This is a genomic window from Pseudoalteromonas sp. CO348 (genome assembly GCF_004208845.1).
Lineage (GTDB): Bacteria > Pseudomonadota > Gammaproteobacteria > Enterobacterales > Alteromonadaceae > Pseudoalteromonas > Pseudoalteromonas maricaloris.
In genome coordinates this window covers 140,392-155,132 of sequence record NZ_SGPI01000040.1, presented here as the reverse complement: position 1 = coordinate 155,132, position 14,741 = coordinate 140,392, and the positions used below count along the sequence as shown (strand labels likewise).

14 protein-coding genes and 1 pseudogene are annotated in these 14,741 nt (G+C 41.6%); 8 read left to right on the top strand and 7 right to left on the bottom strand.

Features of this window, described 5'->3' with window-relative positions; genetic code table 11:
- Window positions 1-5: 5 nt before the first annotated feature.
- The 4 genes from EXT48_RS21685 to EXT48_RS21670 all read right to left on the bottom strand — a co-directional run bounded on the left by EXT48_RS21685 (window position 6) and on the right by EXT48_RS21670 (window position 4,343).
- Entirely contained in the window at window positions 6-1,481 is a 1,476-nt protein-coding gene (locus tag EXT48_RS21685; RefSeq protein WP_130165750.1) for an AMP-binding protein, read from the bottom strand.
- Complete coding sequence (locus EXT48_RS21680) at window positions 1,474-2,112, bottom strand: thermostable hemolysin (RefSeq protein WP_130165749.1); 639 nt, start codon at window positions 2,110-2,112, stop codon at window positions 1,474-1,476. Before EXT48_RS21680 ends, EXT48_RS21685 begins: the two co-directional genes overlap by 8 nt.
- A gap of 110 nt (window positions 2,113-2,222) precedes the next feature.
- On the bottom strand, window positions 2,223-3,641 hold the full coding sequence (locus EXT48_RS21675; protein ID WP_130165748.1) for an MFS transporter: 1,419 nt from the start codon (window positions 3,639-3,641) through the stop codon (window positions 2,223-2,225).
- A gap of 207 nt (window positions 3,642-3,848) precedes the next feature.
- Window positions 3,849-4,343: a hypothetical protein gene (locus tag EXT48_RS21670; protein ID WP_130165747.1), complete on the bottom strand. Its 495-nt coding sequence runs from the start codon at window positions 4,341-4,343 to the stop codon at window positions 3,849-3,851.
- Window positions 4,344-4,745: 402 nt separating this feature from the next.
- Here EXT48_RS21670 and EXT48_RS21665 point away from each other — a divergent pair, with 402 nt between their 5' ends.
- The 5 genes from EXT48_RS21665 to EXT48_RS21645 all read left to right on the top strand — a co-directional run bounded on the left by EXT48_RS21665 (window position 4,746) and on the right by EXT48_RS21645 (window position 9,856).
- Entirely contained in the window at window positions 4,746-5,621 is an 876-nt protein-coding gene (locus tag EXT48_RS21665) for a trypsin-like serine protease (protein WP_240703421.1), read from the top strand.
- Window positions 5,622-5,741: 120 nt separating this feature from the next.
- Window positions 5,742-6,554: a response regulator transcription factor gene (locus EXT48_RS21660; RefSeq protein WP_130165746.1), complete on the top strand. Its 813-nt coding sequence runs from the start codon at window positions 5,742-5,744 to the stop codon at window positions 6,552-6,554.
- A 139-nt stretch (window positions 6,555-6,693) separates the two neighbouring features.
- Window positions 6,694-7,062, top strand: coding sequence for a VOC family protein (locus EXT48_RS21655; RefSeq protein ID WP_130165745.1), 369 nt, complete (start codon window positions 6,694-6,696; stop codon window positions 7,060-7,062).
- 896 nt (window positions 7,063-7,958) lie between these two features.
- Window positions 7,959-9,143, top strand: a complete 1,185-nt coding sequence (locus tag EXT48_RS21650; RefSeq protein ID WP_130165744.1) for an alpha/beta hydrolase-fold protein — start codon at window positions 7,959-7,961, stop codon at window positions 9,141-9,143.
- Window positions 9,144-9,544: 401 nt separating this feature from the next.
- Window positions 9,545-9,856, top strand: a complete 312-nt coding sequence (locus EXT48_RS21645; RefSeq protein WP_039496348.1) for a cupin domain-containing protein — start codon at window positions 9,545-9,547, stop codon at window positions 9,854-9,856.
- 211 nt (window positions 9,857-10,067) lie between these two features.
- On the opposite strand, the gene EXT48_RS21640 is transcribed toward EXT48_RS21645, so the two are convergent.
- The 3 genes and pseudogenes from EXT48_RS21640 to EXT48_RS21630 all read right to left on the bottom strand — a co-directional run bounded on the left by EXT48_RS21640 (window position 10,068) and on the right by EXT48_RS21630 (window position 12,106).
- The gene (locus tag EXT48_RS21640) at window positions 10,068-10,961 is read right to left on the bottom strand and encodes a S9 family peptidase (RefSeq protein WP_130165743.1); all 894 of its coding nucleotides are present in this window, start codon (window positions 10,959-10,961) and stop codon (window positions 10,068-10,070) included.
- A gap of 627 nt (window positions 10,962-11,588) precedes the next feature.
- Window positions 11,589-11,738: pseudogene (locus EXT48_RS23935) on the bottom strand (DUF479 domain-containing protein); the annotation flags it as partial.
- Between the two features lie 11 nt (window positions 11,739-11,749).
- Window positions 11,750-12,106, bottom strand: coding sequence for a helix-turn-helix domain-containing protein (locus EXT48_RS21630; protein ID WP_017217773.1), 357 nt, complete (start codon window positions 12,104-12,106; stop codon window positions 11,750-11,752).
- A gap of 143 nt (window positions 12,107-12,249) precedes the next feature.
- On the opposite strand from EXT48_RS21630, the gene EXT48_RS21625 reads away from it, so the two are divergent.
- Genes EXT48_RS21625 through EXT48_RS21615 form a run of 3 tightly spaced genes read left to right on the top strand, consistent with a single transcriptional unit; the run spans window position 12,250 to window position 13,769 of the window.
- Window positions 12,250-12,846 carry an NAD(P)H-dependent oxidoreductase gene (locus EXT48_RS21625; RefSeq protein ID WP_017217774.1) on the top strand — a complete coding sequence of 199 codons (597 nt, stop codon included), beginning with the start codon at window positions 12,250-12,252 and terminating at the stop codon, window positions 12,844-12,846.
- Window positions 12,847-12,855: 9 nt separating this feature from the next.
- Window positions 12,856-13,398 (top strand): peroxiredoxin-like family protein, encoded by a 543-nt coding sequence (locus tag EXT48_RS21620; RefSeq protein ID WP_017217775.1) that lies wholly within the window; start codon window positions 12,856-12,858, stop codon window positions 13,396-13,398.
- Window positions 13,399-13,406: 8 nt separating this feature from the next.
- Window positions 13,407-13,769 (top strand): cupin domain-containing protein, encoded by a 363-nt coding sequence (locus EXT48_RS21615; RefSeq protein ID WP_017217776.1) that lies wholly within the window; start codon window positions 13,407-13,409, stop codon window positions 13,767-13,769.
- The last annotated feature ends 972 nt before the right edge of the window (window positions 13,770-14,741 follow it).

Genomic DNA, 14,741 nt, shown 5'->3' with positions numbered 1-14,741 from the left:
TCCTTTTAAACCGAAGCCACGGGCTCTGCCGCTTCGTATTGATTCTGGGAGTAAAGCGCTGAAATTTGCTGCGCGAAATTAGCTAAAATCACGTCGCGTTTAGGTCTACCGTTCGCGGTAAGCATGCCGTTACCTACTGAAAAGGCTTCATTTACGCGCACATAACTTTTTATTTTTGCGTAATCAGGGAGTTGCTGGTTGGCAAGCTCAATGGCATTATCAATCACAGCTGCTGTTAGTTGTGCCGGAGTGTATATAAGCGCCGTTAAAAATGGCTTGCCATCACCCACCACAACGCATTGCAGTAAAGGTACATAGGCAAGCAAAACGGACTCCGGCCACTCAGGAGAAATATTGCGTCCAAAGCTATTGATCAGAACATTTTTTAGCCGGCCTTCGATGACAAAATGCTGCTCACGCTTCGACACTCTATCGCCGGTTTTTAACCACGCATCTTGGGCTATCGCTTCGCCGCCTAAGTAACCTAAAAAGTTATTCCCTTTGATCTCTAACTCATCTGCCACAATACGTGCCTGAATATGAGGCAGTAACTTACCAACGCTGCCATCTTGCTCACCAGTATTCAGTGCAACAACAGACCCCGACTCGGAAAGCCCATACCCTTGAAACACAGGTAAGCCCAGCTGTTTAGCTTGCTGTAACAGTTCAGTGTCAACTTTAGCGCCACCGACCGCAATAAAGCGTAAACTTGCAGGGGGTTGCCACCCTTGCTGTGCAGCGCTTATCAGGCAACGCAGCAGCTCAGGCACTAAAATTAAGCTATTTGGTTGTACTTCACTTATCTTTTGCAGCAACTTTTGTGGATATAGCAACTGGCTGCCCGAAAAGCCTAGCGACGCAAGTTCGGTTACCTCAACCATGCCACCACTCAGTAGCGGCGCATACACACCCGCTATGTTTTCTAGCAACACAGGTAGCGGCAATAAACATAAGTGCTTAGGGCGATGAAGTGCGATGGTTTCGCATAAACTACTCGCCACGACAAGCTGGTTTTCAAACGACAGACATACGCCTTTTGGTGCGCCTGTTGAACCAGAGGTATAAGTGATCTTTTGCGTTTTAGGAAAATAGGCTCCCGTGCTTTCACACCTAGTTTGATATACATAGATTGCTTGACCATAGACATCTAACACCGAATATTCAGCGCTATTTTCAAGCTTGGTATCGCTGATCAACCAGTTTGCTTTTGACTGCTCAAGGGTGTGTTCAACTTGCGCTGTGGTAAAGAAATGAGGTACTGGAATAGACACTTTATTCGCTTGTAATAGTGCAAAATCTACCAATAACCAAGCGATAGAGTTGTCTAGAGAGACCGCAACACTCTCGCCACTCATCACAATAAAGCGCTCAGCCAATGCTTGCGTGTAAGACTTTACCTCAGCAAAAGTGAGACGAGTTTGCCCTTGTTGTAAAATCACATCACAGTCTTGATGTGGCAGTTTTTTTAAGAAATCACACATATAAAAATGCCTCTTTTAAGCTCGCAATTTCTACCTCGAGCCCTTGTAGTAAGTGTTGATACATTTCGGTGTTTGTGATCACCTGCTGGGCTTGATGTAAATCTACCGAACAAACCATCGGAGCACATTGGTAATAGCTGCCATAATCTTTAGCTGAAGCGATAGTGCCGTGTGCTAAAGAAATCTTGTTAACCTCGACTTGGCATAACTTCATCAATGCACGCACTTGTTTGGTTGCCGTAAACACCAAGTAGCGGATGTCACTCTCAAGCAGTGCTTGAGTCAGTACAATAAAGTGGCTTAACGTTGCCATTCGGCCTGTTGAGAACAAATTGCCAAGTTCTGCGATATGAATACGCTCTGAAACCGTTGAGAGGCACTGCTCTACCGGACGATTAAGATACTGCTCGACAAATAATGCGTCTTTGGCTGCAAATCTAAGACCTAAAAAGCAATCGCTTTGACGGTAGTTTAAATGGCTTAAAAGGGGATAATACTCATGAATGTCAGCGCCAAAAGCATGGGCAAAACCACTGTGGATAGCGTGCTCCAATTCAGCGCGCGCGCCGCAAGTCTTGTTTGCCCATCTAAGACGACTTTGTGAGTTTGTTGCTTGTAGTGCTTCACCCATCGCTTTCACACCTTTCCTGTTCTGATGTAAAAACTTTAAAAAGCGAAAATTAAGAAAACCTTAAGTTTGAAAAAAGGACGAAAAAATTTTTCGAGATACGTATTCTACTTTTAAAACGCATGCTTTCGGCTAATCACAAATAAGGCAACGAGCGATACCAAAATAAACAGTGCAGCGAGTAAGAAAGTCAGTGAAAATGCCATATTAAGTTGTGCAGAGCTTGCCAAGGCCGCATTCTTTGCCTGCAGCAACACGCTAAATACACCACCAAGTAATGAAGCCCCGGTCATTAGCCCTAAGTTTTTACATAAATTAATGAGCCCAGATCCCATGCCCTTTTCTTTTTCGGCTACTGTCGTCATCACAAAGGTATGGTGAGCCGCTAGAAACAACTGCCTTCCGGGAGTTAGCACAAATAACGCCACAACATAGCCATAAAGTCCAAATAATGAAGGTAGGATTGCAAAGCTAATTGTCCCAATGAGGATCATCAGCAAGCCCAAAAACATGGCAAACGCGATACCAAAATGATCAACCACCTCGCCTGACGGATAACCTGCGACAGCAGCAATACAAGGTCCAATAGACACAATAAGACCAACCGTGACCGGGCTCAGCCCTAACGCATAAGTGAGATAAAAAGGCCCGACAACTAATGTCGACATCGCGATGGCGTCAACTATAAAACTCACGATTAACGAGGTATTGCGTAGCTTGTGTTTCAGAAAAGCCAAACTCACAAGTGGAAACTGAGCACGCTTTTGACTTTGTACAAAACAGTAGATAAAAGCCACTGAAAATAAGAAAAATACGCTATGTAAGACAAGACTAAACGAACTACTCGATGGCATAGCCAACACATAAAATAGGCATGACACCGACAGCCACACGCTTCCAATAACATCAAAACGCTGCGGCTCAGGTGGATTTGCAACATCATCAGGCAGAAATCTTGCAATTAAAAAGTTAGCTGCGCCACCAAGCAATATCATCAACCAAAAAGTGAACTGCCATGATAACCACTCTAGCATTGCGCCACTTAGCAATGGCCCCAGTGCCGTGCCAATCGCAGCGGTAGTACCGAGTAGCCCCATTGCAAGTCCAACTTTACGCTTTGGCATCGCAACGCTTGCCAGCGCAAACACTTGGGATAATAACAGCGCAGCGCCAATACCTTGGAACAGCCTAGCAGCAATCAGCATCCAAAGATTTATGCTCAGTCCTGCGACAATGGAGCCCACACAAAAGACGCTAATTCCAATGCGCAGCGCCCTTTTTCGGCCAACGCTATCTCCAACAGCGCCAGCACCAAGAATAAACGCAGTAAGCGAAAGTAAATATGCCACAACGACCCAATTCACCAATGCCTGCCCCACGCCAAACTCCTCAGCAAGTGTTGGCAACAAGACATTGATACTACTCATGCCAAGCGTAGGCAAAATGAGTACCACAGCCAAGCTGAATAACACCCGCTTTTGTCCGGCTCCTAGAGCAGTTTGATCCTCTGCATTTACTGTATCTTCTAACATGCGTTACCACTCCTACCATTGCGCCATTCTAATAAGTGGTGACTGTACTACTTCAAGTGAACTTGAGGTCAAGTGTGTGGTTAGGTTTGAAGCTTGATTGGATTAACAGCAAAGCCTTAGATAGTTTTAGCGAATCGAAAGCCAGTAACTTAACGTGCTGAGCAGCGGTGATTGGCTCTACGGCGCCGCACTTTGATTATTAGATCCCTAATACCTTGTCGCTATATTATTTATCACATTTTGAAACTGTAATTGTTGTCCAAAAACCTCTATTTTATGAATTACTTGCGCTTCAAGAACAAACACTATCCCGTGTGCTTCCTCTTTGTTGTAACTACTAAATATTGTAATTTCTTGAATAGATTTTTGTTGAACATTTTGTATTTGATAGGTGCTTGCGACCTCTTCTGAAAGTACCCGGAGCCAAGCAGGCAATTTCATTCTTGAATCGACCTCAAACAAACTCCGTACAAATTGATGTTCATGCCCAGATAAATCAACAGCAGGTATAAACCTTTTCGGGTCTAACGTTTCGTGAAGTAGTTTACTGTCTTTAAACGCCAACACTAACGTTTCAGACACATGCGAAATAGTGATTGGTGAGTCAACCTTTAACTTGACGACCTTCGATAAGATAAGCTCTTGAGCGCTAACCTGCGTGCCCCAAAGCAATAGAAAAGTTGCAAATATCATCCTTATCATGCGTTGTTCCTTTCAATTTATTTTATGTGGTTGCCGCAAAGCGATTTAGCTTTCAGACATCTCCTTGCAAGCAACTCGCTTTTGATTGCATAAACGGCAAATAGCCTAGCCTAGAGCACATAAATTAACTTTACCTTAATGCTGTTACCTCACAAACTTGATTGCACCAGTCACATTTCTTATCAATCATGTTTCCCAACTAATTTGCACTATTTTTGGCGTCATAGCATGACAATAACCATTTGTTTTTTATTTCTTTTAATCTGGTGAACGTACAGATGTTTTTGAGGGAGAGAGCGTAGTATAAAACAGGTACATTTATTAATGCATTGAAAAGAAAGTTTCAGTATGATGATTTATTGGCCACTTTGGAAATAATAACAATATAATAAATCAGGAATAATGATGAAATACCTTGCCATTTTTTTGCTCATGTTTGCCTCTTTTCAGAACCATGCGGTTGTCAAAAGACATGATGTTGACCCTGACTTGTATAAGGTTAACAGCATCCCGCAGTTTTATGTTGATATGCCATTCCAAGGCGGTTCGGTGTTAATCGATAAGCATTGGTTGTTGGCACCAGCTCACGTCATTTATACGTTTATGTATGACTATCAAGACAAACCTATCATGGTGCATGGTGTTGAAAATCAAATTGCACAAATCATTATTCATCCGGATTACAAAAAGGTAGAAGGTGATTGGAGTGAAGGCGACCCGACACCGCTTATGGAGCAGCTAAATAACGCCAAAGACATTGCATTAATTCGCTTAAGTAAGCCTGTGACACACATTCAACCCATCGCTATATATGAGGGAAATGAAGAGTTAGGTATGGAAATAACTGGGTTTGGTCGCGGCGCTATCGGAACGGGGATAACGGGTGAAGAGCACGACTCTGAGGGACCAAGCCTAACGACCTATGCATGGTATCAAGTCACCAAATTTTTCTCAGATTGGGCGTTCACTCAAGACGACTATCAAATGCATGTTTACAACAACGTGATCACAGAAGCAAAAGCCCACTGGCTCAGATTTACCTTCGAACAAGGAGCCGATGCGCTACCGTTAGAAGGCACCATAGGCTCTGGAGATAGCGGCGGCGCAGCAATCATTTATCAAGGCTCAACTCCGGTATTGGTTGGATTGGCAGCGTGGCGAGAAATTGAAGGCGATTTGGAAAATTATACTTTAGGTAAATACGGTTCAACCGCCGTATTAACGCGTGTATCTTATTACCAAGATTGGATAAATAAGCATATCAATAAAGGCCAGTAACAAGTAAAGCGCGCCTAAAAAGCAGACCATAAAACGGTTGCTAAATTTACCTGCGTCTAATCTAGGCTAGTTTTTATTTGCTGTAAATTTCAACCGTCCATAGCTAGATGCGGAGGTTTTATGGATTACAAAAAATTGTTACCTAGTGAAAATTTATCCTCATTTATCAATTGCTTTTGGACATTGGAAATTACAGCAGATAAAAATGCCGCAAAGCAACGTATTGTCCCCGACGGCTGCATTGAGCTGGCCTTTATATTGGGCGACGATATTAAGCGCTATACATCAGAACATGAATACATACTGCAACCGCGCGCAATGGTACTTGGCCAAACCGTTTCGCCTTTTTATATTCAACCAACCGGATATGTTCACACCTTTGCAGCCAGCTTTTTTCCTTATGCCTTTTCCCACTTTATTTCGAAACCGATAAATAGCTTAAAAAATCAAGAAACATCGATTTACGAGCTATTTAAGCCAGATGAGGCCGCAAAGCTTGAAAGTGATATCATCCAAGCGCGAAACACAAACCAAAGGATTGAGATTTTAGAGGCCTTTCTCCTTCACAAGCTGAGCGACCCGCAGACAATTGAGCACATTGTAAAAACAACGGTAGACATTATCTTTGCACAAAATGGCGATATATCGGTTAATGCAATCACCAAATCAAATCCCAACAAAAGGCGCCAACTAGAGCGGAAGTTTTTAGACCTTGTCGGTATTAGTCCAAAACATTTAAGTAAACTTGTACGCTTGCAAAGCGCTTTAACACTCCTCATAAATCGTGAAGACAATCTCACCAACATCGCGTACAAAAGCAATTATTATGATCAGTCTCACTTTATCAAGGACTTTAAAGCACTCACAGGGGTAAACCCGCGAGCGTTTCTCGATGACGAAGGTATGACGCTTTCACGGCTTTTCTATAAATAGTCCTGTCGCTTTTTTACAATTAATTGTTGTCTCCCCACACTATCTTAAAGTTGAACTCGTTGAGCCTTAAACGAGCCCAGTAAACACCAACCTAGTCACCAATAGCTAGCCGACCCACATAGAAAATAAGGACGATAACATGCACAGCTTTGCATCAATTTTTGAAATTCCAGCAACCGACTTAACCCGCGCCGTAAAGTTCTACAGCCGCATTTTTGCGGTCTCCATTGAAACCATAGATATGCCTGAAATGACAATGGCACTCTTCCCGTACGAAGGGCAATCTACCGTAGGTGTGATTGTTCAAGGTGAAGGTTGCACTCCTTCCAGCACTGGCGTCACTCTGTATTTAAACGCGGGTGAAGATTTACAGCTGGTGCTATCAAAAGTAGAAGAAAACGGTGGGAAAATACTGACCCCCAAAACCCCACATGCAGACGAAAGCGGTTTTTTCGCGTTATTTTTAGATACAGAAGGCAATCGCTTGGGTCTGCACTCACCGAAATGAATACGATAAATTGAATACGCTGGGGTTATCTTGCTTATATAAACAGCCGCTGGATAACACCTATCGCGCAATCTGCGCAGGAAAAAGGAAAACACACTAGTACGACTTTTCATCGTTTTAGTAGCTTTACTGTGAAACACTGCAAAAACGACGGCGGACGAATCTAACAAACTGCGAGCGCTTGTTGGCTTAGCAAAACTCACATTCTCAACTCTAGAGTATCTTACTGTTGTATTTGCAGCGCGTTGTTGTGCGCGATAACCCAGTTTTAGTGAATAGATACGCTGAGTGCTAAAAATTAGCCTACCGATAAACGTTTTTGATCAAAGTGATTGAAGTGTTTTCATACTTTTTTTACTTCAATTTGTCAGCTTTAATGCTAATAGTGATCGGTGTCACATATTTTTCAGTTAGGAAAATGAACAATCCGATCGCTTTTATCCTCAAGCAACCTAATCTTTAAAGGCAGAAAGCTTTTTGTAGCAATAAGTTATCCAGTATGATAAAAATTCCTTAAGTAGAAGTTCAAGGTGGTTAACGGTAAGAAAGCGACCGAATCGCTCTTAGGTGAAGATAGTTAGCATCACAAAGGAAACTCATCACATGAGCAGGACGCCCATAGTACTCAAAGAATCTTATGCTTCATGCCTGGAAAAATTCGAAAAGGAAATGAACCATTTATTGGCTATAGCTGGCGAATGGTTTTATGGCAGCATAGCCAACGAATATGCAAAATTAAAGCGAAATCTCGCAGTCCTTACAAAAAAGATCGTGAGGCATACCCCGTTAAAAAGTGGCCTTTTATACAACATGCTCTACAAGGTGCGGAATGCTAACAAGCTACGGGCGTTAAGTGCGATTTGGCGTATTCATCATCAAAGGAGTAAGTTGTAACAATGAGAAAGCTATTATTTTTCCTTTGCGCACTAATTTCGCTAAGTGCATTTGCGGAAGATATTGTTATTGGTAAAAGGCACGAAATAGAATCAAAAGTCCTGAATGAAAGTAGGGAATATTGGGTATCTTTACCTACTTCTTATAAAGCAAAGGGATATAAAAAATATCCAGTTTTGTATTTCACTGATGCAAATTTAAATAGCTTTTTCCATGCTTTTTCAGGTATTGCAAAACAAATGAGCTCTGATGCTAGCCCTGAAACTCCTGAAATGATACTTGTTGGGATTGTGAGTCAGAACCGTGGTCGTGATAGTTCGCCCACTAAATCACTTATTCAATGGGGTGGAAGTGTCTCAAAGTCGCAAGAAACGACAGGAGGTGCTGATAATTTTTTAAAGTTTATTCAAACGGAACTAGTACCCCAAATAGAGCAAGATTACCGAACCGCTGACTACAAAATTCTAGCAGGCTATTCATTTACCGGTTTAACTGTTATTCACTCGCTTTACCAAACGCCGGAATTCTTTAATGCATATATAGCTATTGATCCGAGTCTTTGGTGGGATAATCAAATAATGCTTAAACGTTACACAGAATTTTCGAAAAAGGAGCTTAACAAACGGCAGCTTTTTGTTTCAACATCTGAACGCGTGCCCTCGCTTTATCCTAAAGAAAATTATGTCCGTGAATTTATCCATAAATTAGAGGCTTCACCAATTAAAGGATTAACCGTTCATTCCAAAACTTTTGGTACTGATCAAAACCACCATACAATGCCAATAATGAGTTTTTACTTGGGATTGAAAAATATTTTTAGTGGTTATATGGTCGATGACGCAATCAGATTTAGACCAGCAGTGGAACTGCAGGAGCACTTTAATATAATTTCAGAGAAATTAGGAGTAACCCTCAAGCCCAGAGAGAGCCTAGTGAATTTCTTTGGTTACAACAGGTTGTATGACAACCAGTTTCCTACCGATAGTCAGGTCGCAATTGATTTTTTCAGGTTAAATACTGAGTATTACCCAGAATCTTCTAATGCATGGGATAGTCTAGGTGAAGCATATTTGTTTAGAAAACAGTATAAATTAGCTCTAGATGCATATATAAAATCTAGAGAACTGAGCCCGGAAAATAAAAATGCAGAAGAAAAAATTAAGGAAATAAAAGAGCATTTAAATTGAAGATGTTGATAGTTAATGAGCTCCGAATTCAGATAATAAGGGCACCACTCGTGGTTAAACGGTGAGAAAAGATCAACTGCCTGCTGGTGGTACTCTGTAATCGCAAAAAAATAAGAGTTGATACCATGAGTTACAAGCAGTTGTTCGAAGGGCAAAAATACCAAATTGAGGCTACTTACGCGAGGGTTTTAGGAAAAAGGCTAAAAGTGAGCCACAGCGCCATAAGTTGTGAAGTTAGGCGCAATCGTACTCGAAGTCATTACTTGCCATTGATTGAAAAACGATGACATCCAAAACCATCGACTCTCCGACTGGATAAAATAACTCTATCGTTTGTACATTATGAATCTAGCAATAGACAGAGATTTTAGAATGTTAACAACCCAAAACCTGGAAGCATCATGGAAATAATTAGAAGCAAAACATTCACAGCTCAACGCGCTTGGGGCGCAAAAGACATCGCCAATATGAATGGTATTACAACCCGCTTGCATTGGACTGATCAGCCTTATAAGTGGCATGTTAATGACGGTGAAGAAGTCTTTGTCGTGTTAGACGGCGAGGTTGACATGTTTTACAAAGAGAATGGCGTTGAGCAATCAGCCCTATTGCAAACTGGTGATATTTTTTATGCGTCAATTGGCACTGAGCATGTTGCCCATCCTCGTGGCGAGGCGAGAATTTTGGTCATAGAATCCGAAGGCAGCGTATAGGGTTAGGATTGGTGTTAAACATCGATATCCGTTAAACTGGACAAGTCTAAACTTGAACTGTCAGAAGCGGAGATTCATTTAGGGTGCTCATAAAGTCGACCTAGCAGCAAGAGAGCTCAGTGACGCTCAGCATAGCCGCTTCGTCACATTTGAGCCATTAGTTAACTACGCTCTTCTATTTGATCAACATCAGCAAAACAACAATTGCGAATTAGTGGGAAAAATTATTTTGCTTTATCCATTGTATCGCAATATCTAGAGGCTCTGCTTTATTAGTATTGTGGCCCAGCGATGGAAATAATACATATTCAAAAGGCTTGCCCTTAGCTTTCATCCTATTCAGTTGCTCGATACACATTTTGACTGGGACTTGTATGTCCTGCTCTCCAAAGAGCCAGAGCCCAGGTATCGATAAAGAATTCAAAGAAATTTTCGGGTCCGTTGCTTTAAAATCATATCTGTCAGGATCATTTAACGTATGTTCACGCGATTCTTCATCAGTATGAGTTTCCCAAAAGTCTTCTCTACCATTTGTATAAAACTGAAATCTAAGTTGTTCCAGAGTTGTGATTGTAGGGCTACTGAAGAAAACCATAAACTCTACTGATTGATTATTGAGTGCGGCAATTGGAATAATCCAGCCAGCCTGACTCGCGCCAATAAGTCCAATCGATAACTCTTTGTCATAGCCATGAACCACATCTACCGCAGCACTTGCATCTTTCGCAAGCAAAGTTAAATTATCAACACTTATATTATTGGTTCCCACCTGAGGCCCTACGTAAACACCACCAGATTCACCAACCCCACGCTTGTCGTACGTCAAAACTAGTAAGTCTCTCTTAGCCAGTGACTGTGCTAACTTAGTCATCCGTGGGACAGGATCAGAGCCGTGCACTAGTACTACTGCTGCTCGTGCATCTTTAGGTATATACATGCTCCCTGATAATTGTACACCTTCGCTTTCAAAAACGACCTCTTCTACAATAGTAACGTCATTTGATTGGGGTTTTTCTTCGTTGAGAGTGTGACTTTGGTCTCTATTGTTTGTAGTACAACCTGACGCAAAAATTAGTAAAAACAAAAAATATCCGAGGTTTCTCATTTTTTAATCCATAATGAAATTAAAGAAACCTTGAGACAGCAAGGTTTGCGCCAACATAAAAACCAATAATTTCATAATGTTAACATTCTCACTTTCGACTAGATTACTCAATAGAACCACTAATTAGTCATATTGACCACCTATTGAAAACCCGTGTGAAATTGGTCGTTTTTTGAAAATGTAAGCCCATGCCTAAGTGAACTACACGAAGGGATATTTTGAATGCCCGTTCATTGCTCAAATCTGACCCTTAGTTCATTTATGTTAACGGATTTTGTAGCATAAATGAGTTAGTTGAACACCTGCTATGCAGCATCGAAGACTCTCCCAAGAAGAGCGCCGACAGTCTCAAATTCGCTCTTAGCAGCCATAACTCCCTTCAAAACGGCATGATTAGATGTCAGCGACGACAATTAAACCCACTATCGCCTTGAATTTTTGCAAACCACTACACCTCACTCAAATACTGGATCATCCGTCCTGAGCGTTTCTCTTCTTTAAAGTCACAACTGGTTAGACGATATTAAACGAAGTTATCTGTTAAACAGCGGGTGTCGTGGATATCGCCAAGTAGAAACACTCGGCAATCGCCGCTTGCTAATTGTGATGGGTGTCAGTTATTTTTGTATGGTTATCTATAAATTTATCGACTAGATAATGATTATCCAATGCCTTTTTCACTGTGAGTGGCAAGTTTTTTACATGCCTTGTTCCGCCAAAATCGCCAAGCAGATTTCCAAAATAAGAATCTGCATTGGGCTGTGCTAAATAATTCAAAGTAGCTACTGTTAAATTTGATGGGACTCTGACCAGATCCTGAGTTCATCTAAAATACTCAGTGCGGTTTTGCCAAAATCGGTTAATTCATAAGTTACAGCGACAGGTCTGTCACTTATCACTTTTCTACGAACCATCCCTTCACTTTCTAGTTCCTTTAGGCGTTGGTCGACCATTTTTTTGCTGGCACCGCCAAGCATACGGGTTAAGTCATTAAACCTTACAGGTTCATCTTTAAGGTGATAAATAATGGAACCTTTCCACTTTCCGCCAATTAAACGCATGCCTTTTTCGATAGCACAGGGTTCAGTGCATGCATTTAAAACTTTTTTTCTACCTTTACTGTCTGTTTTTACGACACTTTCCATCAGTTTTCCTAAAAAACAACTAGGTTACTAAAAGTATACTAATTGATAACTTAAATCAGGTTACTAAAATATACCACACATTGATTGAGTAGGAGAGTGCCTCTCTTACTTATTTTTGCTGAAATTTAGTTTGGAGTTGTTTTATGAGCACTACTGATCTTAAAAACGTATTAATTATTAATGCCCACCAATATTACCCATTCTCTGAAGGTAAGCTAAATGCAGCCTTGATTGATAAGGCAATAACCATGCTGGAAGATAAAGGTTATAACACGCGCGTAGTAACAATGAGTGACGGGTACGATGTGGAGGAGCAATTAGCACTTCATCAATGGGCAGACATTGTATTTTTGCAAACACCAAGCAATTGGATGGGCGTGTCTTGGTCATTCAAAAAGTATATGGATGAAGTATACACAGCAGGCATGGGAGGAGCTTTATGTGTTGGCGACGGTCGCACAGCAGAATCACCAAAGAAAAACTATGGTAAGGGCGGCACGTTAACCAACACCAAATACATGATGTCTCTCACCTTTAATGCGCCGGAAGAAGCCTTTAATGATCCAGAAGAATTCTTCGATGGGAAATCAATCGACGATTTAATGTTCCCTATGCACATGAACTTCAAGTTCTTTGGAATGAAGCCAATGGAAACATTTGCGTGCTTTGATGTGATGAAAAACGCAGATGTTGAAAACGACTTCAAACGTTTCGAAACGCACATTAACAAGCATTTTTAAGGAACAGTCATGAGCATTGATTATACCAATAAGCTTCATGCAGGTTCAGACTTTCCTGCAATTGAAACCAAACTTCTAAATGGTGATATTAAAAAGTTGTCTACGCCTGAAAATGGTTTGGATTGGAAGATGGTTGTTGTTTACCGAGGGCAGCATTGCCCACTTTGTACTCGCTACTTAAACCAGTTAGAAAGTGCGAAAGACCAACTCGCTCAAACAGGCGTAGATTTGATAGCCGTTTCTGGTGACAGTAAAGAACAACTCGAAAGTCATATGGAAAGACTTAATGTGACTTTCCCTATCGCATACGGTCTTACTGTTGAACAAATGCAAGAACTTGGGTTGTTTATATCAGATCCAAGATCGCCTGAAGAAACTGATCATCCATTTGCTGAGCCGGGGCTATTTGTTGTCAATAATGAAGGAAAAGTTCACGTAGTAGATATTTCAAACAACCCGTTTGTAAGACCTGAACTTCAGTCATTGATTAGTGGCTTAGGTTGGATACGAAATCCTGCAAACAACTACCCTATTCGTGGTATGCATAAATAGGAATTCCTATGAAAAAGGTTGTATTTACAGCTGTTACTTCAGTCCTATTGTTTGGAAATGCGTTTGCACAAGACAAGAAGGTCGAGGCTGCACACATTGCATCTCCAAACCAATATCAACTACTGCTAGAGAACGAAGAGGTTACTGTACTTAAAATGACACTCAAACCTGGGGAACAGGATAACTGGCATAAACACAATGCTGAGACTGTTTACTTCGAAAAAGGTGGCAAGGCGACGATAACAACGAGTGAAAAAGACATGACCTTGGAGATCCCGGATGGCTACGTGATGTGGCATGACCAATGGGAACATCAAGTTAAAAATGTTGGTGATACAACAATCACTGCAATTATCGTGGAGAAGAAATAATCATGTCAAAGACACAAATCAACATTGATATCGTTTCTGATGTGGTTTGTCCTTAGCGTGTAATTGACTATGGTCGCTTAAAAGCAAATCGCTGACCCCCACCACTAATTACTATAGTGATGGGGGTCACTTATTTTCTCTTGCTCCCGATAAGGGGGAGGAGTCCATACATCTCCCACAAAGCTATCCGCACTGCTAATTAGGAGGCTATGCTGATAGTTTTTGTAACCCTTGCAAACAGCTTCATCGTAAAAATCGTAGAAGATCTTACAAGCAACTTATTCCCCCTCCATCACACCCGAAAAGCATAAGCCGATATGCAATGTGCCGACAGGATGTCGGCCAAGTCTTGTCTGGCATCATGGACGTGCCTTACAAGACGGTTGCACTATATCGGCTTAGGATTTGAGGATTAAGTGTGATGCTGGGGCGACGTTTTCTTGGTTCGTTCTTTTTCGTCGTTTAAAAAGAATGAACGAGGAGCGCATGGATGCGCTTTGATATTAGCCATGGAGGGTAAGGCTAATATGTCCTCCTGACAGGTTTCGACGCCCATCCATGGGCTACGACATACTTTTCTTTGATGCCCAAAGAACAAGTATGCAAAAGAAAGGGCACTCCCAACATCACACTGACTCCTCAAGCAAATCGCCAATATGAACGTCACCGCTGTGTAAGGGACATCCCTGTCCCTGTCACAGCTTTTCACGCATCCATGCGTTGAAATGACTCATTGGCACTTTACTTTCGGGTGTGATGAGGGAGGCAAACGGTGCTGAGAGCTTTTTTGGTACTTGCAGGCAAATTTGCTGCTTTTGAGAGAAAAACTAGAACTCGCAGCCAAAACTAATCCCCCCTTAACCACACCAGAAAAGCATAACTTCTCGGCGGGTGAACCGCCTTATATGGACTCCTCCAATTGTACAAGCCATTTTTAGCATTATTGGTGTGATTGCGTGCTTATATCCGGGC

Bases quoted from the DNA above. Each gene is read 5' to 3' on its own strand.
- EXT48_RS21685 (WP_130165750.1), bottom strand. From the start codon at position 1,481: ATGTGTGATTTCTTAAAAAAACTGCCACATCAAGACTGTGATGTGATT.
- EXT48_RS21680 (WP_130165749.1), bottom strand. From the start codon at position 2,112: ATGGGTGAAGCACTACAAGCAACAAACTCACAAAGTCGTCTTAGATGG.
- EXT48_RS21675 (WP_130165748.1), bottom strand. From the start codon at position 3,641: ATGTTAGAAGATACAGTAAATGCAGAGGATCAAACTGCTCTAGGAGCC.
- EXT48_RS21670 (WP_130165747.1), bottom strand. From the start codon at position 4,343: ATGATAAGGATGATATTTGCAACTTTTCTATTGCTTTGGGGCACGCAG.
- EXT48_RS21665 (WP_240703421.1), top strand. From the start codon at position 4,746: ATGATGAAATACCTTGCCATTTTTTTGCTCATGTTTGCCTCTTTTCAG.
- EXT48_RS21660 (WP_130165746.1), top strand. From the start codon at position 5,742: ATGGATTACAAAAAATTGTTACCTAGTGAAAATTTATCCTCATTTATC.
- EXT48_RS21655 (WP_130165745.1), top strand. From the start codon at position 6,694: ATGCACAGCTTTGCATCAATTTTTGAAATTCCAGCAACCGACTTAACC.
- EXT48_RS21650 (WP_130165744.1), top strand. From the start codon at position 7,959: ATGAGAAAGCTATTATTTTTCCTTTGCGCACTAATTTCGCTAAGTGCA.
- EXT48_RS21645 (WP_039496348.1), top strand. From the start codon at position 9,545: ATGGAAATAATTAGAAGCAAAACATTCACAGCTCAACGCGCTTGGGGC.
- EXT48_RS21640 (WP_130165743.1), bottom strand. From the start codon at position 10,961: ATGAGAAACCTCGGATATTTTTTGTTTTTACTAATTTTTGCGTCAGGT.
- EXT48_RS21630 (WP_017217773.1), bottom strand. From the start codon at position 12,106: ATGGAAAGTGTCGTAAAAACAGACAGTAAAGGTAGAAAAAAAGTTTTA.
- EXT48_RS21625 (WP_017217774.1), top strand. From the start codon at position 12,250: ATGAGCACTACTGATCTTAAAAACGTATTAATTATTAATGCCCACCAA.
- EXT48_RS21620 (WP_017217775.1), top strand. From the start codon at position 12,856: ATGAGCATTGATTATACCAATAAGCTTCATGCAGGTTCAGACTTTCCT.
- EXT48_RS21615 (WP_017217776.1), top strand. From the start codon at position 13,407: ATGAAAAAGGTTGTATTTACAGCTGTTACTTCAGTCCTATTGTTTGGA.